General features: G+C 37.7%; 18 protein-coding genes. 11 read left to right on the forward strand and 7 right to left on the reverse strand.

The window, feature by feature from the left end; translation table 11 throughout:
• Position 1 precedes the first annotated feature (1 nt).
• From KYH19_RS05610 to KYH19_RS05625, 4 genes are all read left to right on the forward strand, one after another.
• Positions 2–928: an efflux RND transporter periplasmic adaptor subunit gene (locus KYH19_RS05610; protein WP_219077909.1), complete on the forward strand. Its 927-nt coding sequence runs from the start codon at positions 2–4 to the stop codon at positions 926–928.
• 3 nt (positions 929–931) lie between these two features.
• On the forward strand, positions 932–3,955 hold the full coding sequence (locus KYH19_RS05615; RefSeq protein ID WP_219077910.1) for an efflux RND transporter permease subunit: 3,024 nt from the start codon (positions 932–934) through the stop codon (positions 3,953–3,955).
• Positions 3,956–5,054: 1,099 nt separating this feature from the next.
• Positions 5,055–6,149, forward strand: coding sequence for a hypothetical protein (locus KYH19_RS05620; protein WP_219077911.1), 1,095 nt, complete (start codon positions 5,055–5,057; stop codon positions 6,147–6,149).
• A 213-nt stretch (positions 6,150–6,362) separates the two neighbouring features.
• On the forward strand, positions 6,363–6,809 hold the full coding sequence (locus KYH19_RS05625) for a JAB domain-containing protein (RefSeq protein ID WP_219077912.1): 447 nt from the start codon (positions 6,363–6,365) through the stop codon (positions 6,807–6,809).
• A 93-nt stretch (positions 6,810–6,902) separates the two neighbouring features.
• Here KYH19_RS05625 and KYH19_RS05630 read toward each other — a convergent pair whose 3' ends face one another.
• From KYH19_RS05630 to KYH19_RS05640, 3 genes are all read right to left on the reverse strand, one after another.
• A complete protein-coding gene (locus KYH19_RS05630) occupies positions 6,903–7,394 on the reverse strand; it encodes a hypothetical protein (protein ID WP_219077913.1) in 492 nt (163 codons plus the stop codon).
• A 597-nt stretch (positions 7,395–7,991) separates the two neighbouring features.
• Entirely contained in the window at positions 7,992–8,414 is a 423-nt protein-coding gene (locus KYH19_RS05635; RefSeq protein ID WP_219077914.1) for a hypothetical protein, read from the reverse strand.
• A complete protein-coding gene (locus KYH19_RS05640) occupies positions 8,386–10,224 on the reverse strand; it encodes a hypothetical protein (protein ID WP_219077915.1) in 1,839 nt (612 codons plus the stop codon). The genes KYH19_RS05635 and KYH19_RS05640 overlap by 29 nt, the downstream gene beginning before the upstream one ends.
• Before the next feature lie 437 nt (positions 10,225–10,661).
• On the opposite strand from KYH19_RS05640, the gene KYH19_RS05645 reads away from it, so the two are divergent.
• Both KYH19_RS05645 and KYH19_RS05650 read left to right on the forward strand, forming a co-directional pair.
• Entirely contained in the window at positions 10,662–12,014 is a 1,353-nt protein-coding gene (locus KYH19_RS05645) for a Gfo/Idh/MocA family protein (RefSeq protein WP_219077916.1), read from the forward strand.
• A 256-nt stretch (positions 12,015–12,270) separates the two neighbouring features.
• On the forward strand, positions 12,271–13,338 hold the full coding sequence (locus tag KYH19_RS05650; protein ID WP_219077917.1) for a phosphotransferase enzyme family protein: 1,068 nt from the start codon (positions 12,271–12,273) through the stop codon (positions 13,336–13,338).
• 637 nt (positions 13,339–13,975) lie between these two features.
• Here the strand turns inward: KYH19_RS05650 and KYH19_RS05655 are convergent.
• The 4 genes from KYH19_RS05655 to KYH19_RS05670 all read right to left on the reverse strand — a co-directional run bounded on the left by KYH19_RS05655 (position 13,976) and on the right by KYH19_RS05670 (position 17,875).
• Positions 13,976–14,443 carry a GtrA family protein gene (locus KYH19_RS05655; RefSeq protein WP_219077918.1) on the reverse strand — a complete coding sequence of 156 codons (468 nt, stop codon included), beginning with the start codon at positions 14,441–14,443 and terminating at the stop codon, positions 13,976–13,978.
• Positions 14,443–15,132, reverse strand: a complete 690-nt coding sequence (locus tag KYH19_RS05660) for a CDP-alcohol phosphatidyltransferase family protein (protein WP_219077919.1) — start codon at positions 15,130–15,132, stop codon at positions 14,443–14,445. The genes KYH19_RS05655 and KYH19_RS05660 overlap by 1 nt, the downstream gene beginning before the upstream one ends.
• Positions 15,133–15,290: 158 nt before the next feature.
• Complete coding sequence (locus tag KYH19_RS05665; RefSeq protein ID WP_219077920.1) at positions 15,291–16,097, reverse strand: phytanoyl-CoA dioxygenase family protein; 807 nt, start codon at positions 16,095–16,097, stop codon at positions 15,291–15,293.
• 989 nt (positions 16,098–17,086) lie between these two features.
• Positions 17,087–17,875 (reverse strand): SDR family oxidoreductase, encoded by a 789-nt coding sequence (locus tag KYH19_RS05670; RefSeq protein WP_255562565.1) that lies wholly within the window; start codon positions 17,873–17,875, stop codon positions 17,087–17,089.
• Between the two features lie 162 nt (positions 17,876–18,037).
• Between KYH19_RS05670 and KYH19_RS05675 the strand changes: the two genes are divergently transcribed.
• From KYH19_RS05675 to KYH19_RS05695, 5 genes are all read left to right on the forward strand, one after another.
• Positions 18,038–20,392 carry a TonB-dependent receptor gene (locus tag KYH19_RS05675; protein WP_219077921.1) on the forward strand — a complete coding sequence of 785 codons (2,355 nt, stop codon included), beginning with the start codon at positions 18,038–18,040 and terminating at the stop codon, positions 20,390–20,392.
• A 3-nt stretch (positions 20,393–20,395) separates the two neighbouring features.
• Positions 20,396–21,487, forward strand: coding sequence for a PepSY domain-containing protein (locus KYH19_RS05680; protein WP_132396306.1), 1,092 nt, complete (start codon positions 20,396–20,398; stop codon positions 21,485–21,487).
• Between the two features lie 351 nt (positions 21,488–21,838).
• A complete protein-coding gene (locus KYH19_RS05685; RefSeq protein WP_219077922.1) occupies positions 21,839–22,384 on the forward strand; it encodes a transposase in 546 nt (181 codons plus the stop codon).
• Between the two features lie 120 nt (positions 22,385–22,504).
• Complete coding sequence (locus KYH19_RS05690) at positions 22,505–22,786, forward strand: SelT/SelW/SelH family protein (RefSeq protein WP_132396304.1); 282 nt, start codon at positions 22,505–22,507, stop codon at positions 22,784–22,786.
• 199 nt (positions 22,787–22,985) lie between these two features.
• The gene (locus tag KYH19_RS05695) at positions 22,986–26,999 is read left to right on the forward strand and encodes a hybrid sensor histidine kinase/response regulator transcription factor (protein ID WP_219077923.1); all 4,014 of its coding nucleotides are present in this window, start codon (positions 22,986–22,988) and stop codon (positions 26,997–26,999) included.
• The last annotated feature ends 1 nt before the right edge of the window (position 27,000 follow it).

Here is a 27,000-nt window from a genome sequence, read left to right on the forward strand (position 1 = left end):
CATGAATAGCTATCTAAAATTAATGTATAGTGGTATTGCCACTCTGCTTGTTTTTTCGGGATGTAATCATTCTGCCCCGGCAGAAGCAGTAGATGAGCCCTCGCCAATTACACCGGTTCAGGTGACAACTGTTCGAGATAGTTCTCTTTCTGAATATGTAGCGCTTTCGGCGGTTTCGGCCTATCTGGAGAAAAGTTTTGTGAAAGCAAACATCAATGGTTATGTAGAAAATACCCAGGTTGTATTGGGCAAGCAGGTGGGCAGCCATCAATTGTTGTTTAGTTTAATCACCAAAGAAGCAAAATCTATTGGCAATAGCGTAAATAAACTCGATGCCGGTTTTAAATTTTCTGGTATTTCCAATATCAGGGCCGATCAAGCCGGAACAATTATCCAGGTAAATCATCAAAAGGGCGATTATGTACAGGATGGAGAAGCTTTGGCTACCATCAGCAACCGTAATAGCCTGGTTTTTCTGCTCGATCTGCCTTACGAATATCATCAGCTGATCACTCAGAATAGAAGCTTAGATATCCTCTTACCGGACGGAACCAAAATAACCGGAACTGTTTCAGGAACAATGCCTGCTGTCGATTCATCGGCACAGACCCAACGTTATATCCTTAAAGTGGGGGGAGGTAAAGATATTCCCGAAGGTTTGATTGCGAAAGTGAGGTTAACGAAGGTAAAACATGCACAGGCCCAGGTATTGCCAAAATCGGCGGTATTGGCCAACGAAACAGAAGATGAGTTTTGGGTAATGAAACTCATCAACGATTCAACAGCGATAAGGATAAACGTGAAAAAAGGCATCGAAAACCAAAATACAATAGAAGTGCTCGATCCTAAATTTTCGAAAACAGACCGGATCATTACAGCTGGAAACTATGGAATAGCTGATACCGCCAAAGTTAAAATCCAGAAATAGCCCATGAACAAGTTTTTCATTTCCCATAAAAACCCAATCCTGGCAGTATTACTCATTATACTGGTTGGCGGAGTATATGCTTTCAGCGAGCTAAAAACAGGGCTTTTTCCAGAAATTACCTTTCCAAAGATCAAGATTATTGCCGATGCAGAATTACAGCCGGTTGATAAGATGGTGGTTACCGTAACACGGCCTTTAGAAAATGCGGTAAAACAAGTGCCCGATCTTCAGTTGGTTAGGAGTACCACCAGTAGGGGCAGTTGCGAACTTTCTGCATTTATGAACCCCGGTGCCGATATCGATCTAAGTCAGCAGCGGATAGAATCGCAGATTGCCAAAATTAGCGCTTCATTGCCAGCTGGGGTTAATATTTCGGTAGAGAAGATGAATCCGTCTATCCTTCCGGTAAGTGGCTACAGCTTAGAAAGTCACAATTATTCGTCTGTTGAACTGAAAAAAATTGCCACCTATACCGTAAAACCCTTTCTTTCGCAAGTTGATGGCGTTTCTGAGATCCGGGTAATTGGCGGCAAAAGCAAAGAATACTGGCTGGAGCTTGATGTACAGAAAATGCAGACACTAGGTATCGCCCCAGATCAGATCAGCAATGCACTCAGCCAAACCAATTTTATAAAATCTAACGGCTACCTCACCGATCACAATTATCTCTACCTATCTGTAACCGATGCTACTGTAAAAAACAAAAGCGATCTGGAAAATCTGGTATTGAGCAGAAAGGGCAACCGGAATATTAAGGTAATAGATGTTGCCAAGGTAAATATTCAGCAAAGTGTAGAATATACCCGCATCAATGCTAACGGAAAAGATGGAATCCTGATTGCAGTAATCAAACAACCTAATGCCAACCTGGTCGATCTTTCTAACGAAATGTTTACCAAAGTAGAACAATTGAAACGCATTCTACCAGCTGGTGTAAGCATTAAACCTTATTATGTACAGGCCGATTTTGTAAACGAATCGGTAAAAAGTGTAGGCGATAGCTTATTAATTGGTTTGGCATTGGCCATTTTGGTGGCTATTATTTTTCTAAGATCGTTCAAGGCAAGCATTACCATTTTAATTACCATCCCGGTTACACTTTGTTTAACCATAATTGTGCTCTATTTTATTGGGTATTCGCTCAATATCATGACCCTTGGTGCCATTGCTGCTGCCTTAGGTTTAATTATAGATGATGCTATAGTGGTGGTAGAGCAGATCCACCGCACACAAGAAGAACACCCCGAAGAGCTTAGCATGAGGTTATTGAGCAAGGCGGTGACTTATCTTTTTCCGGCCATGCTGGGTTCTTCTATCAGTACCATTGTGATATTCGTTCCCTTTGTACTGATGACGGGTGTTGCAGGTTCTTATTTTCAGGTGATGACCAATACCATGATCATTACCCTGGTTTGCTCGTTCTTTGTTACGTGGATTGGTTTACCTGTGATTTATCTTTTGCTTACCCGCAAAGGAGGTAGCCACGCATCATCGGGCAAAAAAGTAGTGGTAAATGAGGTTAAATCGCAAAACTGGGTGCGCTATTTTATACAAAGACCTTATATCTCGATCATGTTTATGCTCGGGTTGATTGTATCGATTGTGCTCGTTTTCCCACGTTTAGAAACCGGGTTCCTCCCCGAAATGGACGAAGGGAGTATTGTCTTGGATTATGCTTCGCCTCCAGGTACTTCGCTCGAAGAAACCGATAGAATGCTTAAAGAAGTAGAAAAGGAAATTGTTAAAATTCCAGATGTTCAGGCGTATTCGCGAAGAACAGGAACGCAGATGGGCTTTTTTATTACCGAGCCAAATACCGGCGATTACCTGATCCAACTGAGACATAACAGAAAAAAAAGCACCGAACAGGTGATCGCGGAGATACGCGCGCATATCGAAAATACACAACCAGCTTTAGTAATCGATTTCGGGCAGGTAATTGGCGATATGCTGGGCGATTTAATGAGTTCTACACAGCCAATCGAGGTGAAAATTTTTGGCAACGACCAGGAAAAACTACAGGGTTTATCTAAAAAGGTAGCCGATCTGGTTTCGCATGTAGGTGGTACAGCCGATGTGTTTGACGGTATTGTACTCTCCGGGCCAACGGTAAATATCCAGCCCAATTTTACTATGCTGGCACAATATGGTGTTACTCCGGTGTCCTTTCAATCGCAGCTTCAAACCGCCATGCAGGGAACCTTAATTGGCAATTTATACGATAAACAACAGCTTTCGCCCATTCGCATGGTTTATCCCGGAAGCAGAACTTTTGGCGTGGCAGATATCAACAAGCTTAAAATTTTCTTACCAGATGGAACAGCAGTGCCCATTCAGCAAATGGCCAGTGTTGATCTTAAAGCTGGAATTGCCGAAGTAGCAAGAGAAAACCTGCAAACCATTGGGGTAGTTACCTCAAGGCTCGATAACCGGGATCTTGGAAGTGTAATGAAAGATCTTCAGAAAGCCGTTAATGCCAACATAAACCTGCCTTCGGGTTACCACATCGAATATGGCGGTGCATATAAAGAACAGCAACAATCGTTCTCCGAACTGCTCACCATTCTTATCGCATCGAGTTTGTTGGTGTTTAGTGTAATCTTATTTCTGTTTAAAGATTTTAAAATTGCCTTTCTCATTTTATTAATCTCGGTGCTGGGCATTTCTGGGAGTTATTTAGCCTTGTTTTTAACCCATACCCCCTTAAACGTAGGAAGTTACACCGGGTTAATTATGATTGTGGGCATCATTGGCGAGAATGCTATATTTACCTTTTTACAGTTTAAAGAATCTCTTGCCAAACAAAGTGTTGATGATGCCATAACCTTTGCCATTTCTACCCGGTTACGGCCAAAATTAATGACTGCACTTGGGGCAATTATCGCCTTAATGCCTTTGGCTTTAGGTATCGGTGCTGGTGCACAGCTGCATCAACCATTGGCCATTGCTGTTATTGGTGGTTTTATAGTAGCCATGCCTTTATTGCTCATTGCTTTACCAAGCTTGATCAGGGGAATTTATAAATAGTAAAGAGAAACATAGGCCTCCTAATTTTAGAGGGGTTGGGGCAATTAGTTTGTGCATTTTCATTTGAAAACGAACATTCATACCTCCGTGGGTCCTGCAGCCCCGTTATGCACTCCAATCTTTTTATTGCAAATTTTACGCCACCAGCAGCAAGATAGGGGATGATTGCACTTAAGCAATAAAAAGGATTTCCATTACTACCGGGTTTAAGAACAGAGTGCAGTTCCTGGATAAAAAGGAAGCTATTATGGCCTTTACATCATTCCCGTGTATGCGGAAATCTTAATGTAAGCAATAAAATAAAGCACAACAGGAAAATAAAGCGTGTTGGTAAATGGAATTTTATTTGCTAATATTTTTAGTAATTTTGTTGTGAAATTGAGTTGTGAAACTAAAAGACTCAATACTGCATAACAAAACTAAAATTATTTATGAAAGAGTTAATTGAACTAATAAAACGCTATTTGTTGAAAGAGGCTGCAACTTTAAATCAAATTACTGATAAACCAAGAAAACCTAAGAAGAAGTAAAAATCTATATTATTCTAGCAAAATGAAGCTTAAAGAACTTACAATAAAAAGTGAGTTAGAACAGAACTAGGAAAACTATAAATACGAAGAACAAGCTAAGCCATGTAACTTGCTTACCATCTATCAGGAAGCAAAAGCTGCCAAGCATTGGATATACGACCCGAAATTAAACGCTTGAAAACACCCGGATAATTTTTAGAGCTTGAAAAGAGAATTACAAGTGGCGAAGCTAAGCAGTTGGAGCGTCTGCAGATTAAAGACCCTATGGAAGGGATTAACGCTGCCTATGAACAGTTTCAGTGGTTAAAGGATAGGATGGATGTGTTTGCTAAGAAAGTTATTGAATATTACAAACTTTGAAAAGGATAGATTCCAATGATCATATACATATGTGGGGTTTTTATTAAATTTGATTTTATCAAGCTGATGGATAAATGAAGTTAGGATAAAAATTTACTTAATGATATTGCAGCGTACTTTATAAAGTGTAATTTAAAGTTGGTTAACTATTATTTATAAAACTGAACAGATTTTAATCAAAGCTAAGTTTAATTTAAAATAAGAAAAATATGCAAGAAGTAAACTTAACTTCGGATGAGAGAGAATTCGATTATGCATTTAAGTTTAAAGGTGGAATTAGAAAGGATTTTGAAGTGCCGGTGGTCTTAAAAGGGGCTCAAAATGCGATTGATGTTTTAAGAAAATTGAAACCGATTCTTCCAGAAGCTAATATTAATATCGTGAATGATAGTACTTTTGGCGCATGTGCAACTAAGGTGGATATGAAATATTTTATCGGAATAAATTATGGAACATATATGCTTTTGTTTGCACTCTTTTGCAGGATGTTGGGAAATAAAGATATATTATCTAGTATTGGGAACTCTAGCAATGAAATTGATCAAGAAAAATTATTTAATATTCACATCCTTGATATTAATCTTTTGGCAGCGATTACGGAACCAGTTATTCCTGTAGACAGTACAAGAAAAGCACTTGCTTTTTGGTTAGCCAATAAAGCGTTGCACACCATAACGATACATGAGTATGCACATATTATAAATGGGCATTGTGATCTTATGTTGAATATTAATAGTAATGGTATAATAACTGAAAATTTACGGCATAATTCTATTGTTTCATCTGAAGATATGATGTTGAGCCAAACTCTTGAATTTGATGCAGATGCTTATTCCATATTAAAAGGTTTAACGTTATTAAATATGGAGTGGAATCAAAAGGCTTTTGTAGATGAGCTCAATAGCGTATTCAAATCCTTTACTGATATGCTTTCTATGTGGTCTTTTGCTAATTACTCGATTTGGAAGTTATTTGGAGTTGGTAATTACGATCTTGATAGGCTAAGCACCTATTCCCACCCGCCCCCAAGCATAAGGCAAAGATTAGCTTTAGATCTAATATCTACTATTCACCTAGATTCAAATAAATGTGATGAAGTAGTTAGTGCATGCCTAAATGCTGCTTTGGAAGCGGATCGATCATTTGAAAAATTATCACAAACAGTAGAAACTTTAGAAGGCTGGAAGATGAATCAAGATCCTAGGTGTGAAGAACATATGGAAAGTTTAAGGAAAAATTGGAAAAATGTAAGGCCATTATTAGTGACTTACTCCATTAATGGCCTGGCACCAATACAAGAATAATGTCAATATCAAGCCTTTGAAGGATATATTATTGATCTATTAATGTAAGTTGTTAATATTTTTCTTATCTTTATAGTGCAACCAACGTTGGAGAAATCCAGCAATTTTAATTATTTATTATAAGCCCAGGCATACTGGTGAAAGTCTAGCATCACTTCGGTTTTCCGACGTTGGTTGCAGTGACCTGGGCGTTTATTTAATTTTTTTTTCAAAATGCAACCAACGAAAAATCAAATTGCTTTAGCTGAATTGAAGTTCAGTTACGTAGCACTTAACCGACCCTTAGATGTGAGTAAAGCAGAAACCTCTTTTAACCTTTTAAAACAATTGCGGAGCAGGCAATTATCTAAAGATAAGGTAGAATGGTACATTATGTTTGTAAACGAAAATTATCAGGTTTTTTCGTGGTACGAACTCACCAAGCAAAAGCAAAGCCCTAATTATGTAAAGCAAATTGTAGGTTTAGCTATAGCCTGCAATGCTTATGGGGTACTGATTTTAAATTATTGCGATATTATCCGTGTTAACGCAAACGAGCTTGATGAGCGTTTTTTAAAAAGTTGTTTCAATACCTGCGAAGAACTTAAGATCGAAATTATTGATTATATGATTTGTAGCCCGCAATCTTATTTGAGTTTACGCGAAAGTTATAAGGATTAAAATATAAACAGGTTGCCTCATTTGAGGCAACCTGTTTTAAGGCAAAACTGTTTTAAGCTTTACATCTCTACAAGAGATACTAATAGCTAATCTTTAAGGTTGAACAGACATTTCCACATTAGGTAAATTTTTCTTTAACATTTTAAATTGAGCAACCGGTATGATAGCTGTCATAAAGTGTAAAGCTTTGAGGTGTTTGCATGACTTTAGAACACTTATGATCTGTGGTATAGAAGTGTCATCACCAATTGAAAAGGAAATGTTTTCTAAATTTGGCAGTTCCTCCAATTCAACTGGTAATTCTTTTACAAATAAACCGTCTAAATGAATGTTCTCAAGTTTGCGATAAAATTTTATAGAACTAGGAATCTGGTAATATGTTGCGTCTGGTGGCATTATATTAAAGGGTGGATATACCGTAGTTTTATTATTCCGGATTAATAAAGTTGTTGCCTCGACAGATGTAGGATTTCTTTTAACATATCCTTCATTGAAATGATGTATTGGAAGATCTAGAACCATAGGTTTAGTACAAGAAATTGAAATCAAAATTACATAAACGATGAGAATTTTATAGTGTTTCATATTATAGATTTTTAATCCGATCCTTTAATGCATAAAACACCCATCGCCTTAAGCATTGGCCTGACTTGTGCTTTGGCAGTATCTTAAGATTGAAAGTTTCAAACTGACGAGGATATTTTAAAACTAAAAGGGTTCCATATGAATTTTTATGTTTGGCAATCCTTTCTTAAGCTCTTCAATTTTTTCAGGTTTGGTTATGCAGTGACACAATAATATTGCCTTTAGCTTCTTACATGATAACAAAACATCAACAATTTGGGGGATAGAACTATTTGGAGCAAGAGAAAATGATATAGTTTTTAATTCAAGTAATTCTGCAGTTCAGTAGGCAGCTCTTCAATAAATAAATTTACAATATGCAGATCCTTCAGTCTTGTGTAGTTTTCAATGGAATGCGGAATTTTATAATAGGGAATATCTTTAGGGATGATGTTTTTAGGGGGGACAACCAATATCCGATTGTTTCGGAATAACAAAGTGGTTGCATCAACCGAAGAGGGGTGCCGTTGGAAATAACTTTCATTGAAGTGATGTATTGGAAGATCTAGAACCATATTTTTAGTGCAAAAAATTGAAAACAAAATTTATATTACAGAATCAGACCTGCCATGGTATGACCGATGTAATCTCCCAGCTTTTATTTCCGGTCTTTTTAAAACGCAATCTCAGGTATTGCCTACGGGGCATAAGCACAAGTTCTACTTCGGCATCACCATTTGAAAGCTGGGCGAATTTATAGAACTCAATTGTTGATGCCTCTGTTGACTGTATGGAACTCTCCTCGGTTAAATTTAATTCCATACCATCAACCTTTACCGTTTTTGCCTCTTCGGTAAATGCATTTTTTAGTATATAAACCTTCGGATAAAGATACCTTTTATATTTCCTTATAGTATATCCCGTACTCTTAACTAGGATATCCTGCGGTACCGATTTTTCGCTCTTAGGTGCGCATGATAGGCACAGCGCAATGATGATCAAACACAGCCACTTACTGTTTCCTGTAATATACTTTTCCATTTTTTTTGTTATATTGTAGAACCCCACCAAATGCATCTTTTTCAAACAGCTCTCCCATCTCTCCTGCTAATGAAGGGGAGAGGCCAAAATTGTTGTCGCTCCAGTGAACGTACTCATGAAGAATTGTGGTTGCCAGTAGTATCACCAGTGCATCGGCGTTGGCGCCGTTTGCCGCTTCCAATAAATCAATGAATTCCTTATTTAAAAAGATAAAAGGCTTATTCGCGTCATCACTTATGCATCTTCCATAGGGGTAGTTATAAGACTTTGTTTTTGGAATATAGGTTTTCATCTGCTCTTTTGGAGTAACATAGATGATCGGGCCCCTTTTATCAAATTTCAGATCATTTAAAACGGAGGTCTGTGTAAAACCTGTGTATTTAACCAATGCCGCTATTATTTTTGGATTACTTGCTACTCTGTTATACAAACCTTTGACAAGCGCCGTGAGCTTAGGATATTTAACCATGTCCTGTGGTGAAATCACCATCCGTGTTTCGGAATTTTCAATTTCGAGCTCAACATAATTAACCACATCAGTATTTGCAGGGAATACGGTCGCATTGTCATACTCGGCATTCAATAAATCTTCGAAGCTTACGTCTGTATTTGCCATTAAATAGCCAGCTGCCCATTTCAAAAAAACAAAATTTTCAGCGGATCTGCCATCGGTTTTTAAAAAAGCTTCGAACGCAGAAACAATATCGATACGGGTATTTAAAAATGTCCTTGTTGTAATATCATAAATTTCCAGAGTATACATAAGCTCTTGCCCAGGTGGAGTATAGATTACACCACCTGGCGGCATTGGAAATGAGTTTGTCTTTCCATTATAATATGTTGTTGGGAACGACCATCCTGTTATACCATAACCATAAGTCGGTGGATTGCCATATCCGTCGGGTCCCTTAAATCCAACACTATAATGAATTCCTACTGAAAACATATCAGAACTGCTATCTGGCGTAAAAAACGAACCTACACGGGCCCCGTCTCGCCATACTTCGACCATAGTTCCATGAAAGGAAAGGTTGCCAAATGTTACAGTAGTCTCAAAAGGCTGAGTTAATTGAAAGTTTAGTCCTTTTAAATAGCTTAAAAAAGCCTCAAAATTACTATTTGGAATCTTGCAGTTTAAACATTTAGGATCGATACCAAAATCAACAGGTTTTGGGGCATTTTCGTCTCCACTTCCGCCTCCACCTCCACCTGGCATTTCATCGATACCGCAGGTTCTGCCCTGAAATTCCTCTGATATTATATTCCCCTCCCTATCCCTGGTTACTATATACCAATCTATGCAATCGCCACCTGGTGGAGGTAATTCTGTAGCCATAATTTTGTTTGGACTAAGGCCATGACTTTCCAACTTACTAGATTCTGTGTTATTTATAGTTGGCTTATTTGATCTAACAGAGTTATTGCTTTGCGTTAATTCTCCTTGATTTCCGAAAGCTCTTTGGTATAATGATTTGGCATTATATGTTCTACCTTCATTATTTGTATTAATGCTCTGTTTACTTTCTTCATCACCTATTAGCTTTGCTTCGTATCCACTGTCATTTTTGCGCATAATCAAAATAGGATCAACAGACTGCCGAAGTTCTAGTGGAACATTAATATCCAACGGTACAACATAAGCCTCTGTCTGACCTTCCACTTCAGAAAACTGAGCAGCACCCCATTTTGGTTTTACTGTAAGTGGGAATGAATATTTACCTCCTTTGGACACTAAACTACTGGTAGATTTATCAAAGTTTTTCCCGTACCAAATTCTGGCATTTTCTATCCGGTCATTTGAATTGGGCATTAAAGTGTCTCTACGACATGATTGTATCAAGAAGAGGAACAATAAGACTAGGCAAGCCATAGCTTTGCCTTTACGGAGTGTTAATTTGGTCATTGTTAATTTAGATATTTAAAATTGAGAGGATCGATTACTCAAACATACGATAACATTCTCATTATTTCAAAGACGTTTATTAACAACTCCCGAAAAGATTGGTAAATTTATTTTCAGCTTTTTAACAGCGTAAAAGAATTTTATTTTATCACATCAAGAAGCTGTTTCTAAACAGACAACTTTATTTAGAAAGTAGTAATGCCCTTCTAAAATGTATCCTCAACAGATGTTTTTACTAATCAATTGTAGTAATTAAAAATTAGTCAATCGTTTGCGCTGATATTTATGTTGTAATGCTCATTTGCTTGTTCTACTTTTAAAAATACAAAACCAAAAAAACACAAATGGAACGTAGAGATTTTATCAAAAATGGTGCATTTACGGCGGCGGGTTTAACCATCCTGCCAACCGGGAGTTTATTTGCATCATCAAACAGTGGAAAAGTAAGATTAGGTTATATCGGTGTGGGGGCACGTGGTATGAGCCATATTTCTGAAGGTGCATTAAGAGATGATGTAGAAATTGTTGCCATTTGCGATACCCAGGAAAGCTCACTTAAAATCTGTCGTAATTTTATAGCCAAAAAAGGCAGGCCCGCAGCAACAGAGTATACTGGCGGCTTAGATGCTTATAAAAAACTTTTAGACCGTAAAGATATTGATGCTGTAATTATAGCAACACCCTGGCAGTTTCACCGCGACCAGGCGGTTGATGCCATGAAAGCAGGTAAATATGTGGGCTGCGAAGTAATTGCTGGTTTAACAGTCCAGGATCACTGGGATATTGTAAACACTTCTGAAAAAACAGGCATGCCTTACATGACTTTAGAGAACGTTTGCTACCGTAGAGATGTAATGGCGGCTTTAAATATGGTTAGGCAAGGCCTTTTCGGCGAGTTGGTGCATCTTGAAGGTGGCTATCAACATAACTTAAGAAATGTACTGTTTAACAACGGTAAAGATTATTATGGCGGTGGGGTAGAGTACGGACCAAAAGCTTTAAGTGAAGCACAATGGCGTACGCAGTTTAACATCGATCAGGATGGTGATTTATATCCAACTCATGGCGTTGGCCCCTTAATGCAATATGCTAACATTAACAGGGGAAATAGTTTTACCAGCCTGGTATCCTTCAGCTCTAAAGCTAAAGGATTGGCGGCTTATGTAGAAGAAATGTCTCCCGGCCACCCTAATGCTAAAATTAATTATAAAAATGGCGATGTAACGACTACCATGATTAATTGTGCAAACGGCGAAACCGTATTGTTAAGCCACGATACACACTTGCCACGTCCATATTCTCTCGGTTTCAGGGTGCAGGGAACAAAAGGTCTTTGGATGGATGTAAATAAATCAGTATACATCGACCATAAATCAAAGAAAGATGATGTATGGGATCCTGCCCAGGAGTGGTTTGCTAAATACGATCATCCACTTTGGAAAAAATATGAAGCAGAGGCTGTGGGAGCAGGTCACGGCGGTATGGACTGGTTTGTATTTAACGGATTTATCCAGGCGGTAAAACAGAAAAAGCAAACACCAATTGACGTTTATGATTCAGTTACGATGAGTGTAATCACACCATTATCCACCAAATCTTTAAAAGAAGGAAATATGCCGCAGAAATTCCCTGATTTTACCAAAGGAAAATGGAAGGATCGAAAAAATACTTTCGCTTTAGATGATAGCGGTTTTTAGTTCCGTTTGGGCTAATGCCCAATGTCATTAAGTTAAGACATTCGGTACAAGTAAAAATAATTTAACCACAGATAGGAAGAATACACACTGATAGGGAAATCCGTGTTTATTTGTGCTCATCTGTGGTTAAAAACACTTAATTTATGATATTAGGTAATGCCATATCCCTTACCCGCATAATTTAATAAGCAACTTAATCCAGGGGTTATTGTTATTAATTCCTGGAACAATTTTCATTCAAATAGACTACCATCTTATGTTTCAAGCAGTATTAGGTGCTTACGGACTTAACGCCGAAAAATTTAAAATTGAACCTTTCGGCTCGGGCTTAATTAACCATACCTGGAAAGTTTACAGTGAAAAATTAGCCTATATCTTGCAAGAGGTGAATAAAGCGGTTTTTCGCCAGCCTCAAAATATTGCTCAGAATATTAAGACCTTAAAAAAATATCTCGATCAAACAGCGCCTGAATATCTGTTTGTTGCCCCAATAACCGCGGCAAATGGAGATGATTTTGTCGTTATTGATGATCATTTTTACAGGATTTTCCCATTTGTGGAAAATTCTTGCTCGATCGATTTTGTACATCACCCTGAACAGGCTTATCATGCTGCCAGGCAGTTTGGTAAATTTACCCGGATGCTTAGAGCCTTTAACGTACAAAAATTAGAGCCCACCATCGAAGATTTTCATAACCTGCCTTTACGCGTAGAACAATTTAAAACTGCATTAGCACAAGCTGGCGACGAAAGGATTAGTGAGGCAAAGTTTGCCATCGAAGAAATTATCAGACATTACGATATAGAAGAACAGTTTGTACATATGGTAGATAGCGGCGCACTTAATTTACGGGTGATACACCACGATACCAAAATTAGCAACGTATTGCTACAGGCCGAAACCGGCGTGGGTTTATGCGTAATTGATTTGGATACCGTAATGCCGGGATACTTTATCAGCGATGTGGGTGATATGATGCGCACCTATCTTTCTGAAGCCAATGAAGAAGAAAAGGATTTTAGCAAAATAGCCATCAGGGCAGATGTTTTTGCCGCAATACATAAAGGTTACATGGAAGAAATGAACCAGGTTTTGGCCTTTACCGAAAAACAATTCTTTATTTATTCAGGTAAATTTATGATTTATATGCAAGCGGTAAGGTTTATAGCGGATTTTTTAAATGGCGACATTTACTATAAAACGAATTATCCTAAACACAACCTGATTAGGGGATTAAATCAGATCGATTTACTGAATAAGTACATGGCCAAAGAATCTGAATTTGAAGGAATTATTAAGAAGATTAATGATTTTCACGGGTAGCAAAATGGAGAAATCTGTTATTTCAATTCTAATTTTTTTTATTGAAAACTAACTTTAAGCATTGAAAGATCTCTATAGAAAGATCGTCATTGCGAGTAACCATCAGGTCTGTGGCCTGAAAAAAATAGGAATGACGTCCTATATACGCTTTCTAACGTATTAGGTTTAAGATTTTGCATCCTGCAAAACTCATTGAGCTAAGATGTCTAAGGTAGTCGTAAAAATTAAAGACTATGCAGTTTAATTAACCACCTTAGACACCTAAGAACATCTAATTCATTAAATAATCCTTTAGGCTTTCACACCATATAAGAACATGTAAGCTTATATGGTCCTTAAATGTCTTATATGGTCAAAAAAATAACACTAAATATCAGTTATTTATATAAACGTCATTATAAGAAGGCACGACGAAGCAATCTATCATACTTATATTCTTGCTATAAAGATTGCTTCATCCAATGAAGAATTGGCTTCGCAATGACGACATTTCGAAAACCATTATTTCCTTAGATTCTTATATAATTCACATTGATTTTAACATAAATTATCCCTAAGAATAGCTTTATTCAACAAGCAAAGCGCAAACGTTTGATTGGTTAAACGGATTTGTTGCAAAAACTTTGTAATCAGGGAATTAAGCCCTTTGTTCTTCGCCAAGTCTTTCAAAATAATCTTCTCCATCAACTTCAGAATCGCTCAATTTATTGAGTTTAAATACCCAATATTTCATTAAGGGGTAATTAAAACCGTAAGAAACGATACTATCAATTAAAAGCCTGCCAAGTTTATAATCTAAATTGAGGCTACTGTGCAATAAATAGGTGCCTGCTGATTTTAATGAGATACTTCCCAAAACCACGGTAAAAAATCGGATTAGCTGTCCGCTTGTAGAACTGCAATAGCCATCGTTACTCTTAAAAGCCCAAAAACGGTTAATGCAAAAGTTAACGATCCCACCAAGCGTGCCTGAGATTAAAATAGAAATGGTAAAGTGGATATGCAGCCATTCGGTTAGTAGTATCATTAATCCATAATCGGTAACACCACCAGAAAAAGCCGATACCTGCGCTTTGAGAAAAAGTTTAACAGACGCCCAGGTCATTATGTTTTCTCCTCCTTGTCTTTAGCATCGCCCGCTTTCAAAAGTTTAAAAGTATCGATAATATTGATAACCAATAACAGCGATACCATCGCAATTGCGAAATAAGTAATAGCACCTGTAAATAAGGTTTCGGCAATTAAAATAAGCGAAATAATTACGCGTAATTCCGTCGGACCTAAATAGCCCGAATCGATTTGGTAAAAGCCGGTAATTTTATAACGCAGTTGAGAAATAATCATAGACCAACCGTATAATACCACAAAAAGAAATGCGAAAATCTGTGTGCCACCATCGGCGTAATAATAATAGCCCAAACCGATCAGGATAATGCTGAGCCAATCCATCACAATATCAAGTGCAAAGCCATACCACTTACGGGGGATTTCACGAAAGTACGCCAGCCGGCCGTCAAGCGAATCGCCAAGCCAGTTGATCATAAAACCTAAAATTCCGACCAGCAAATAACTTTTTGCATAAAAACCAGCCAAAATAAAGCTTAAAAACACAATCAGCGATCCAATCATGCCAATCCCTGTCATCATATTGGGCGTGATCCACTTAGGAACCCTTTGAAGCAAAAATAAGATCAGTGCTTGCTCGCCTTTTCTTAAAATATTTGTCCTCTCGCGGTCTGCAAATACCCTTTTGCCATCTAAATGGTCTTTTTTTAGTTTAATAATAGCCTCCAATTTAAGTGCCAACCAAAATTACGCCAAATAGAATGGCCGTTTCCGGTCGGTAAAATTTTAAACTGATCTTCTTTGGAATACCTTTAGAATAATAAGTTATTCGTTTTAGCTTCCCCGATCTGACCAGGTAAGTAAACAATAAAGCAAATAACATAAAATTATTTTACAATTCCGGCGAAGCGCTGGTAAAATACTGTTGGACTATTCTCATTTTTTGGGGCATATTTACCTGCGATGATGGGTATGTAAATTACGCGTCTTCTGCTTTCTTCACCACGTATGGCCGATTCTGCTACCCTGTGCCATAACCTGCCATCGTGGATGGTTAAATCTCCAGCTTCGGGTAATATCGATACTTCTTCAGCATCTGGTTTATTATCCAGGAAATATTTTTTGCGGAAAAGCATCTGGTAAATACTTTGTTTGTGTGTGCCGGGAATTATTTTTAATCCGCCATTTTCAGGTTTTAAGGTACTCAGGTGAATGCCTATATTGAGCATTGGGTTTAGTTTAGCACCATAAAAAATATCCCTTAAACCATCCGTGTGCCAGCCCATTTTGCTGAATTTGCTTTCAGGACCATTAATGTAATGGTTAAATACCATGCCGTCTTTTTCTTCTGTGCCCAGGCGTGCACCATCACCTGCCAATTGCAGCAGGGCAGTAAAGCGTGGGTCTAATAATAGTCCGCTTAAGGTTTGATGTTGTTGATTAATAAAAGCAAAACGCTGTACAATTGCTGAACCATCAAGGTCTTTTCCGTATTTAATTGGCACGCCGTTTATTTTTCTAATATCTTCCTGTATCCATTTTTGTTCTACTTGTTTAGAAGCATCAATAATCGATGAAACCGTATCGGGCTTGATGAAATTCTTGAAATGGATAAACCCATGTATGTTAAAAAAATCAATCTGTTCTTTTGTTAATTGTTCAGATAAGGTAAAGGTTGGATACGATGTGGCCATGTGTAAAAAATTAAAAGATTTAGGAAAAAGGATAATTAGGGAAAGTGTTATGCGCAGCAACAGCACATTCGCATCGGCGAGTGGTTCGGTACTGAAGTGAAATAAAACAATTTTGTTTTATTATACATATTCTATAGAATTAGTAGTATTTAATACAAACGTAACATATTTTTAATATTCCGGAGAATTTTATTTCAAATATTTTAAAATATTTTTTTTGGAAGGAGTTGCGGTAGGGTACAGGTGTGCAAATAAAGGCTACTGTACTCGTTTTATTTTAATTTTATCCGTGGTGTTGGATGTTACCATCTGGCACTCAGGTCCGTTACAGATTCATTTTTTAAGTGAAACAGATCTTTTATTATTTGGAGCGCAATTGTAGTTGTAATAGGATACTTTGTTCCCGTGTTTCGCTTTACGCTTCGCTTCGTCGTGCCTCCTTGCTGCAGGGTATCGCTGCACCCGGAGCTAAATGGCCTAAACAGTATTTCATTTTTAGGGTTGCATAGTGTACTCACCTTTGTTCTTAAACCAGACAGTAGCGGCAGCCTCCGATTTTTCTATCGGAGCTATAGCGAATGGCGGGACTGTAAACCGCCAAAGGCACAGGCCCCTCATTTTCTAAATAAGTAATTTATTTCAGTCGGTGAGACAGCAACAGACAGGATAATGTTAGGACGCATCCAGGGGTCTTCGACTCCGCTACCATAGACAGAATCTATCAGTACACCGTCATTCTCGCGTAGGCGGGAATCTTAAAGCGCTTGCATTGCGATTCCCAATCAAGTTGGGAATGACGATTCCTCGCAGACATAATCCGCTAAAAGAATCTATCATTCATATTGATTTTTATACCATAAATACCCCTCAGACTTACATAATATCTATGGTGTTGGATGTTACCACCCGACACTCATACATCAAACAGGATAATTCACGAAAATGAGGTGTGTGATTAGTTATATGGTAACATCTGACTGTACATGGAACTAAGTTTTATAAATCCCTGCGGCCATTTTTTCGATGAATCCCTTAGGCAAGATTCTATTGGCATATACACTGATGATATTGGTAAAACCTGGAATAATTTCAGATTTCCCTGCGAACATTCCTTTTATGGCAATTTCTGCCACATCATCAGGCTTCATATTAAACTTCTCTGCCATTTTATTAAAAGCATCCAGTCCGGCGCGGTGTGCAAAACCCGTATCAACAGGGCCAGGACTCAGGCAGCTCACTGAAACCGGACCATCTTTCAGTTCGAATCTTAATGCCCTGGTAAAAGATAAAATAAAGGCTTTAGTTGCCGAATAAATGGCTAAAGTTGGTACCGCCTGATAGGCAGCAGTACTGCAAACGTTGAGTATATATGATTTTTTTTCTGCTGAAAGGATTGGAAGTAATAAATGGCATAATGAGGTTACTGTAGTCATATTTAACTGGCACATTTCTAACTGGGTACTTAAATCCAGCTCTGCAAATTTGCCCCACAATCCATAACCTGCATTGTTAATCAGGATATTAACGGCATAATTGTTTGCTGTTATCCAGTTTAATACAGCTTTTGGCGCTTCAATATGGCTAAGATCGATCGCCAGGCTGTGCACTTCAACCCCATATTGATTTTTAATCGCTGATTGTAAAACACTTAATTCATCAGCCGAACGGGCAATAAGCAACAAGTTGATTTTTCTTCTGGCCAGCGCAATGGCCATCGATTTGCCAATACCTTTGCTGGCTCCGGTGATCATTGCGTACATCATCTTTGTTTCCAACATCTTTTTACTCCAAACAGTTTAACGCAAATATCAAATAAATTAAATCTTATGCCTTATTTTATTTTAAAATGATGAATGATTAACAGCAGGTAGGTATCTTTTTTGATTTATTATTTTTAACGAGTCTAAATAATGTTAGCTTTGCCGAAATTTAGAAATTGCATGAGATACCCATACCTAAAATTTTTTGCCACTGCTCTTATTATATTCCTATTCACAACCACCCTCTTTGCACAAACAGGGCAGGGAACAATTAGTGGAAAAGTTGTCGATTCGTTAGGGAATAGTATATCTTTTGCCAATATACAGGTTAGAAAACAGAATCTTAAAACCACTTCTGATAAAATCGGTGCATTTAAGTTAATAGATGTTCCGGCAGGAAACCAGCAGATCAGGATATCGATTACCGGCTACGATCAACTCGAACAAGTGGTATCGGTTACTGCAAACGACATCACTCAGGTAATATTTGTTTTAAAAGAGCAACGTTCAGAACTGAATGATGTGATTGTTTCGGCAAGCAGAAGGCCAGAATCACTATCGCAAACACCATCTTCGGTAACAGTGCTTACGGCAAAGGAATTGAATACACAATCTGCAATCAGTCCAAATTTGGCCAATATCCTTTCGTACAGTGTACCAGGATTGGGTTTTTCTACCAATCAAACGGGTAACTCCGGTCAGACTTTGCGTGGTAGAAATGTTTTGGTGTTAATTGATGGTATTCCACAATCTACGCCGTTAAGAGCAGGAGGAAGGGATATCCGTAGTATAGATCCTTCAGTGATTGAGCGTGTGGAAGTAATTAAAGGTGCCACCGCTATTTATGGTAATGGTGCAGAAGGTGGTTTGATCAATTATATTACTAAAAAGGCTGATAAAGGAAAATCATTCGGAGGTTATTCACAGGCTGGAATTACCGGAAACATAAAGGGCGATAGCACCATTGGCTACCGTTTTTCGCAACAGCTTTATGGTAAAACAGGTAAATTTGATTACCTAGTAAGCGGGATGTTCGAAAAAACAGGTGTTTTCCGCGATGCTGAGGGCTTGGTTATCTCGCCAGAATATGGTTTGGGCGAAACCAGATCTTATAACGGATTTGTAAAATTGGGTTATAACTTTACGCCTAAACAGCGTTTGCAGGTGATGTATAATTACTTCAGCTCCAGACAACACTCGAAATATATAACTAAAGATGGTGTTTACGGTCAATCGCCTGCTATCGGTATTTATGGCACAAGATTGGGCGAAGATGAGGGAACCAGGTTTAACCACAATGCGAATTTACAATATACCAATCAACAGATTTTCGGGAAAACCGATTTAACAGCCAATGTATATTACCAGGATTTTTATACGATTTATTCCAACTCCGCTTCATTTTTCGGAAGCGGCCAATCGGCCATTACCTCTACCAAAAAAGGAGCAAGGGTAAACCTGAACACACCTTTTAACGTTACAGACCAGGTACCCATGCAATTGAACTATGGTTTGGATTTAATGAACGATAAAACTGCTCAAAGTTTAACTGATGGTCGTTTATGGGTGCCTAATATGAATATGGTCAACTTTGCACCTTATTTACAGGCTTCTGCAACTTTAATCAATGATTTAACCATAAAAGGAGGCTTAAGAGTTGAAAATATTAACATTGATGTAGACGATTTTAATACCCTGGCTACCGGCGCAAACGGTGCCGGAAGTATAGCGGTACAGGGGGGCAAATTAAATTATAACGCTTTGGTATTTAATGCCGGAGCACGTTACTCAAAATTCAAATTTTTTAATCCTTTTATCAGTTATGCGCAGTCTTTCTCGGTATTTGAGCTGGGTAGGGTATTAAGGGCAGCGAAAAGTAATACTTTATCGCAGCTAGAAACTAAACCAATCATTGTAAATAATTATGAAGCGGGTTTTAGTAGTAGCGTAGGTAAACTGAATTTTAGTGCTGCTTATTATTACAGCACTTCTAAACTGGGTGCCAATCTTTTAGAGGTGAATGGCACCTATATTTCTCAACGTATCCCCGAGCGTGTATATGGATTTGAAATCCAGGCTGATTATCAGTTACTAAAGGAATTGAGTATTGGTGGTAATTATGCACAGGTAGAAGGGAAAGGCGATGTAGATAATGATGGTAATTTTGACGGAGAAAAAGACGTATATTTAAATACAACGCGTATCCCACCTTCAAAAACTACTGTTTATCTTAAGTATTCAGGCATTAAAAACTTAAGTTTGGATGTAAACTGGATGCGTGTCGGAAATCGCGACCGTTTTAAAACCAATGCTGCCGGTAAATACTTAATCGGCGAAGGTCCGGTTAAAGCCTTCAACTTATTTAATGTTGCTGCAGTATATCAGGTTACACAACCATTAAAACTATCGTTAGGAATAGAAAATTTATTGAATAAAGTTTATTACCCTGCTATTTCTCAGTTTTATGGCAGCAATGTAAATTATGTGAGAGGGAATGGACGCAGATTTAATCTATCGTTAGGCTACGCTTTTTAAGCAATGAAGAATAGGAAATTTAAAAATACCATCAGGAACATTCATCTCTGGCTCGGCCTGGCAACTGGCCTGGTGGTATTTGTGATTAGTGTAACCGGTGCACTGTATATTTTTGAAGAAGAAATCAGGGATTGTACACAAAAAGATTTCCGTTATGTAGGGCTTCAGGAGAAACCTTTTATAGGTTTAGATAAAGTTATTTCAGGATTCGAAAAACTTTCGCCGAAAGATGAATTAAGGCTGATCAGAATTGAGGATGCCTTGCCAAATGCAACGGTAGAACTTACCAGTAAAAAGGGTAAGGTTTATTATTTTAACCCTTACGATGCTACTTTAGTTAAAAAAGGTGGCGAAGATTGGCTCCAGGTTGTAGAACATCTCCATACCTCGCTATTGCTAGGTAAAACCGGGAAGTTCATTATAGAATGGTCGGTAGTTATTTTTGTACTGATGCTGATAACCGGACTGATACTCTGGTTTCCGGGCCAAATGCGCTTGTTAAAACAATCGTTAACCATTAAACGAAAAGCATCATTTAAACGACTGAATTATGATTTGCATAATGTACTGGGTTTTTATGCGTCGGTTGTGTTATTGATTACCGCTTTGAGTGGTTTGTACTTTGCATTTAAAGAGGTCAAAAATGCAGCAAGCTTTTTTACGGGAAGTAAATTAGGGCAGGGCAAAGCTATCGTTTCGGCCAAACCAACGCATATTGATTCGGTACCTGTACGTTACAATAAAATTTATACTGAGGCTAAAATTAAATATCCTGGTGCTATTTCCACTAGTTTTTCGTTGCGTGGTAAAGGCGAACTGCGATTAAGAATGGTTTATCCTTACCGTTGGGCGCGTAAACAGAATACCTTTTTTTATGAGGAAGCTACAGGCACAATGACTAGAGCTAAGCTGTATAAAGATTTTAACGGTGCCGATTTAATAGAAGCCACCAATTATGATCTGCACACGGGCAGGCTTTTGGGCCTTCCGAATAAAATTCTTTCTCTTCTGGCAGCTTTGGTAGCAGCAAGTTTACCGGTTACAGGTTTTATCATCTGGTGGAAGAAAAGGAAGAAGCACAAAAAGAAATCATAAAATTTATAATGCTGATTCCGCATACGCTTTAAGCTGTTTCAGCCCTTGCTAGCGCACGCGTGCCGCGTGTGCAATTTAGCTCAGCAATTCATACTAAATTCTATTCAAGAGATCGTAATTTCTCTTGCTAGCGCGCGCGTGCCGCGTCTGAAATGTAGGGTAATATTTAAGAAAGCCACTTTTTCCCATTCATTTTCTTATATTTAAATAACAGTAAAGTTCCACAAGTTAAAACCGTTATCTTGCCTGCTATCCCAGCTAAAATGGTTAATTCATTCCGTATTTTTGAAAAACAAAGCACAAAAACTTTTGCTAGCACAGTTGTGTTTAACATGTGGAAAACCTAAAGAAATGAGCCGTAAATATAAATTTTATAATAAAGAAGGCTTATACTTTGTAAGTTTTGCAACAGTATATTGGATAGATATATTTGTTCGTCCGGTATATTGCAATATTATCGTTGATAGCTTAATTTACTGTAAGAAAAATCTCGGCTTAGAACTTTATTGCTGGTGTATTATGCCAAGTCATATACATTTAATTTTTAGTGCAAAAAATCATAATCCAGATATCTTATTAGGCAGAATTAAAGAATATACTTCCAAAGAAATTGTAAAAGCAATTAAAGAGAACAGCAAGGAAAGTAGAAAAGAATGGCTGCTATGGATGTTTGAGCGGGCAGGCTTAAAAAGCAGTAACGTTAAAGAATATCAATTTTGGCAGCACAACAATAAGCCAATAGAGTTGTGGAGTACGGCTGTTATTGAGCAAAAGGCAGATTACCTGCACGATAATCCTGTAGTGGCAGGTTTTGTTAACGAAGCCTGGCATTGGAAATATAGCAGTGCAATAGATTATAGTGGAGGTAAGGGGTTGATAGAATTGGAAGAGTTGTGATGAAAGAAAATGCACACGCGGCACGCGTGCGCCAGCGAGGGGCTCAATTGTATCTGTTATCATCTAATGTCTCCATTTTCCATCACTCCAGATTTTTTGTACCCTTGTAAAAAAAAATCAATGGAAAAACCACTTGTTAATATCACATATTGCCCTAAATGTGGCTGGATGTTACGTTCGGCTTACATGGCACAAGAAATTTTAACCACTTTTGTAGATGAGGTGAAGGGGGTAACTTTAATTCCGAGTGAAACATCTGGTGTTTTTACGGTTCATGTTGACGGAAAACTAATTTTTGATAGAAAGCAGATGCAAGGTTTTCCTGAAATTAAACAATTAAAACAGCTTATTCGTGATGAAGTCAATCCCACAAAACACCTCGGGCATTCTGATGTTAAGTGATTGTTTGTTAATAAATTGCTTAATTTAAATAAGCTAATATACTGCGTTAATGTAGTGGGAATATTGCGCTTTTAGCTATTTAATCCTAAATCATAGCAGCTAATGGAGTATGAGAAAATATGTATATTCGTTCCATACCAAATAATACCTCAGTACTGTTTTCTCTATGTTTCTTATACAAAAAAAAACTGCCTGCTTCATGCTATTTTTATGGATGGGCGCAGGTATTGGTTTTGCCCAGTCTTCTTTAACTGTTCCACTTAAATACCTTGGGGTAGAAAGTGGTCTGTCTAATAACGTGGTAAATTCCTTGTATCTGGATCATTATGGTTTTATGTGGATGGGTACTTATGACGGATTAAACCGTTACGATGGTTATCATTTCAAGGTTTTTAGAAATGGGTGGGGAGATGAGCATTCATTGGTGAATAACCATATCACAGTATTGAATGGAGATGAGAATAACAGGGTTTGGGTAGGTACGCAAAAAGGAATTTCATATTATGATTATGCCGATTCTAAGTTTCATCAATTGGTTTATCTGGATAAAGGCATAAAAAGTGAAGTAAGTGATGCTGTTAATTCAATTGCAATCAGTAAAGCTTCAGTTGTTTATGTGGCTACTGAAGAAAAAGGCCTGTTCATGCTCAAAAAGAATAGTGGTACAGCAGAACGGATCCCATTTGATAAAAAATTCGATTTTACAGTAAAGGCTTTATATGCAGATGAAAATCAAACCCTTTGGCTTTTTATAAAAGATGTTGGGCTTTGCAGGTATGATCTTGATAAAAACACACTTCGTTTAGTAACTCCTGCCGTACGCTCGGTAACTTGTATTACCAAAGGTGCTAACCAAATGCTTTGGGTTGGAACAGAACACGGACTTTTTCAGTTTGATAAAACCAAAGGTAGCCTGACCAGGTTTAACAAGCATTTAAGTAATGAGAATATTATGAATCTGTTGTTCGATCGGAAACAAAAACTCTGGATTTCGACCGATGGGGGAGGAATTGCCGTTTACGACACAAAAAATCAAAAAACGAATTACCTGTCTGCAGGAAAAGAAAAAGGCTTACTGAGCAGTAATTCTGTTGCACAGGTTTACGAAGACCGCGAATCCAGAAAGTGGATAGCAACCTTACGTGGCGGGGTTAATATCATTGATCCGGAAAGTGAGCAGTTTACCACGATTAAACATGATCCATTAAATAGAAATTCATTAATTAACAATTTTGTGCTCTCCTTTAGTGAAGATGAGCACAAAAACATTTGGATCGGAACTGATGGTGGTGGTTTAAGTGTTTGGAACCGGAAGCAAAACGTGTTTACTAATTATGCTAAAACCAGCGATCCAAACTCCTTAACCAGTAATTTTGTTACCAGTATTTTAAATGATACCGATCACAACGTGTGGGTGGCCACTTTTAGCGGAGGGATAGACAGGTTTAATAAAACAACCGGAAAATTTATCCATTATAACTGTTATAATACTTTTAAAGGTATTGATGATATTAATATTTGGAAGCTTTATCAAGACAAACAGCAAAATATTTGGGTAGGAACCACGAAAGGTGGCGCATTATACCGTTACAATAAGAGTACTGATAAATTTGAACTTTTTGACCATAAATTAAAAGATATTCACAGCTTGTTCCAGGATTCGAAAGGCAGGCTTTGGGCTGGGAATTATACCGATCTGATTGAAATAGATCCAATCAATAAAAGACATCATTATACAAAAATCAACTTTGCCATTAGGGCTATTCAGGAGGGTTTAAACCATCAACTATGGATTGGTACAGAAGGTGGAGGGTTACTGCTTTTTGATCCCGAAACCAAAAAAATAAAACGATATATCCAGAGTGATGGATTGCCGGGTAATTCGGTACTCAATATCCTCCAGGATAAACAAGGCAATTTATGGTGCAGTACCTACAATGGTCTGTCGAAATTTGATGTTACACACCATAACTTTAAAAACTACTATGCTACTGATGGTTTACAGAGCAATCAGTTTAACTACAATGCAGCCTTAAAGCTTACTAATGGTGATCTTTTATTTGGTGGAATTGGCGGCTTCAACCTGTTTTCGCCCGATAGCATAAAGAAAAACAGAAGGATACCTAAAATGGTGCTGACAGATTTCAGGATCAATAATATTCCGCTCGACCAGGATTCAGGTTATAAGGATATCTCTATCGTTAATTTAGCTCATATAGAAATCCCATATAATGCTGCGGTGATTTCTATCGATTATGCAGCCATAGAATTTTCTTTTCAGGACCAGATTTCGTATGCTTATTACCTGGAGGGGTGGGACAGAGACTGGAATTATGTAAACAAATTGAGTACCGCTTATTATTCCAGATTAAGTGAGGGCGAATATAAACTGCACATTAAAAGTACCGATACAGAAGGTGCCTGGAGCAACAACGAAAAGATCGTATTCATTCGGATTTTACCTCCCTGGTACCGTACCTGGTGGGCGTATGCCATTTATCTCATTATAGGATCTTCCCTGTTTTATCTTTTTCAAACTTATCGCAGCCGCCAGAGAAGATTAAAACACGAAGTGGAGCTTACCAATTTTAAAATGGAGCGTGAAAAGGACCTGAATGAGAAAAAGTTAAACTTCTTTACTAATATTTCTCACGAGCTTAGAACACCGTTAACCCTGATCGTTAATCCGATTAAAGATATTATCCATAAAAAAGATCCGGGGCAAGAGAAGAACGATTTAAGTGTAGTTTACCGCAATTCGAGGCGTTTATTAAGCTTGGTAGATCAGTTATTGCTATTTAGAAAAACGGAAAGTGAAAATGATACCTTGAAAATTGTAAGGATCAACCTATACAAATTTACAAACGAGATTTTCCTCTGCTTTAATTATCTGGCAAAGCAGAATCACATCGAGTATATATTTGAGTGCGAAGAAGAGGACCTGGATATTTATGCAGATAAAGACAAACTCGAAATTGTTTTTTTTAACCTGCTCTCTAATGCACTAAAATTTACACCAAAGGGCGGTTTTGTGAAATTTAGTGTTAAAAGCCTTGGTATGCGTGTGCATATTGAAGTGAGCGATAGTGGTCCGGGCATACCGGCGCATGTCGGTGAAAAGTTATTCGATAAATTTTATAAGGTCATGTCGAACGAATCGCTGAAAATGGGTTTCGGTATTGGCCTGTACCTGGCCAAAAACTTTGTAGAATTGCATCAGGGTAAAATTTCGTTCCGCTCCAATCAGGGAATAGGTACGGTATTTTTGATCGATATTCCGGTTGGAGAACCAAATTTGCAACACAGTGGTGTGTTTCAAAATGAATTAACCTATGTAAATGAACTTATTGCACAAGAGGAAGAAGCTGAAAATAATGACACCGAGCATGTAGGCAACCTCGAATTGCTTATCTCAGATTTACACTCAATTTTGGTTGTTGATGATAACCTGGAAATTATAGATTACATTAAACAGATTTTTCAGGATAACTTCAAAATTTACAAGGCCGAAAACGGTACCGATGGACTAAAGCTTTGTAAAGAATATTTGCCAGATATCGTGATATCTGATGTAAACATGGATGGCCTCAACGGTATCGAACTCTGTAAGGCGATTAAAGACGATTCTGCCCTAAGCCATATTCCTGTAATTCTGCTAACCGGCGACCCTGGTCCGGAAGTAAAACTTAAAGGAATTGAAGTTGGAGCCTACGATTTTATAGGTAAACCTTTCGATAAAGAGCTTTTTACAGCCAAGATTAATAGCATTATTAAAAACAGGACCAATCTTCAGTCTTATTTCTACAATGAAATAACCTTGAAGAGTGATGCCCACAAAGTCTCTCAGGAGGATAAGGGCTTTCTTCAAAAATGCATTATGATTATCGAAGAAAATTTAATGGAGGATAACTTTAACGTAAAAACAATGGCATCTGATCTTGGGATGAGTCATTCTAATCTCTATAAAAGAATCAAAGCTACTTCAGGCCAATCGATAAATGGTTTTATCCGTTTTATCAGGTTAAGAAAAGCTGCCGAATTATTAATCAATACCAATTTAAATATTAACGAAGCAGCTTTCAGAGTTGGCATAAATGATAGTAAATATTTTAGGGAGCAGTTTCAAAAGCTGTTTAAGTTAACGCCATCAGAGTTTATAAAGAAACACCGGAAAAGTTTTCATAAATACTATAATGTTAATGCTACAACATAAA

The sequence above is a fragment of the Pedobacter sp. D749 genome (assembly GCF_019317285.1).
GTDB lineage: Bacteria > Bacteroidota > Bacteroidia > Sphingobacteriales > Sphingobacteriaceae > Pedobacter.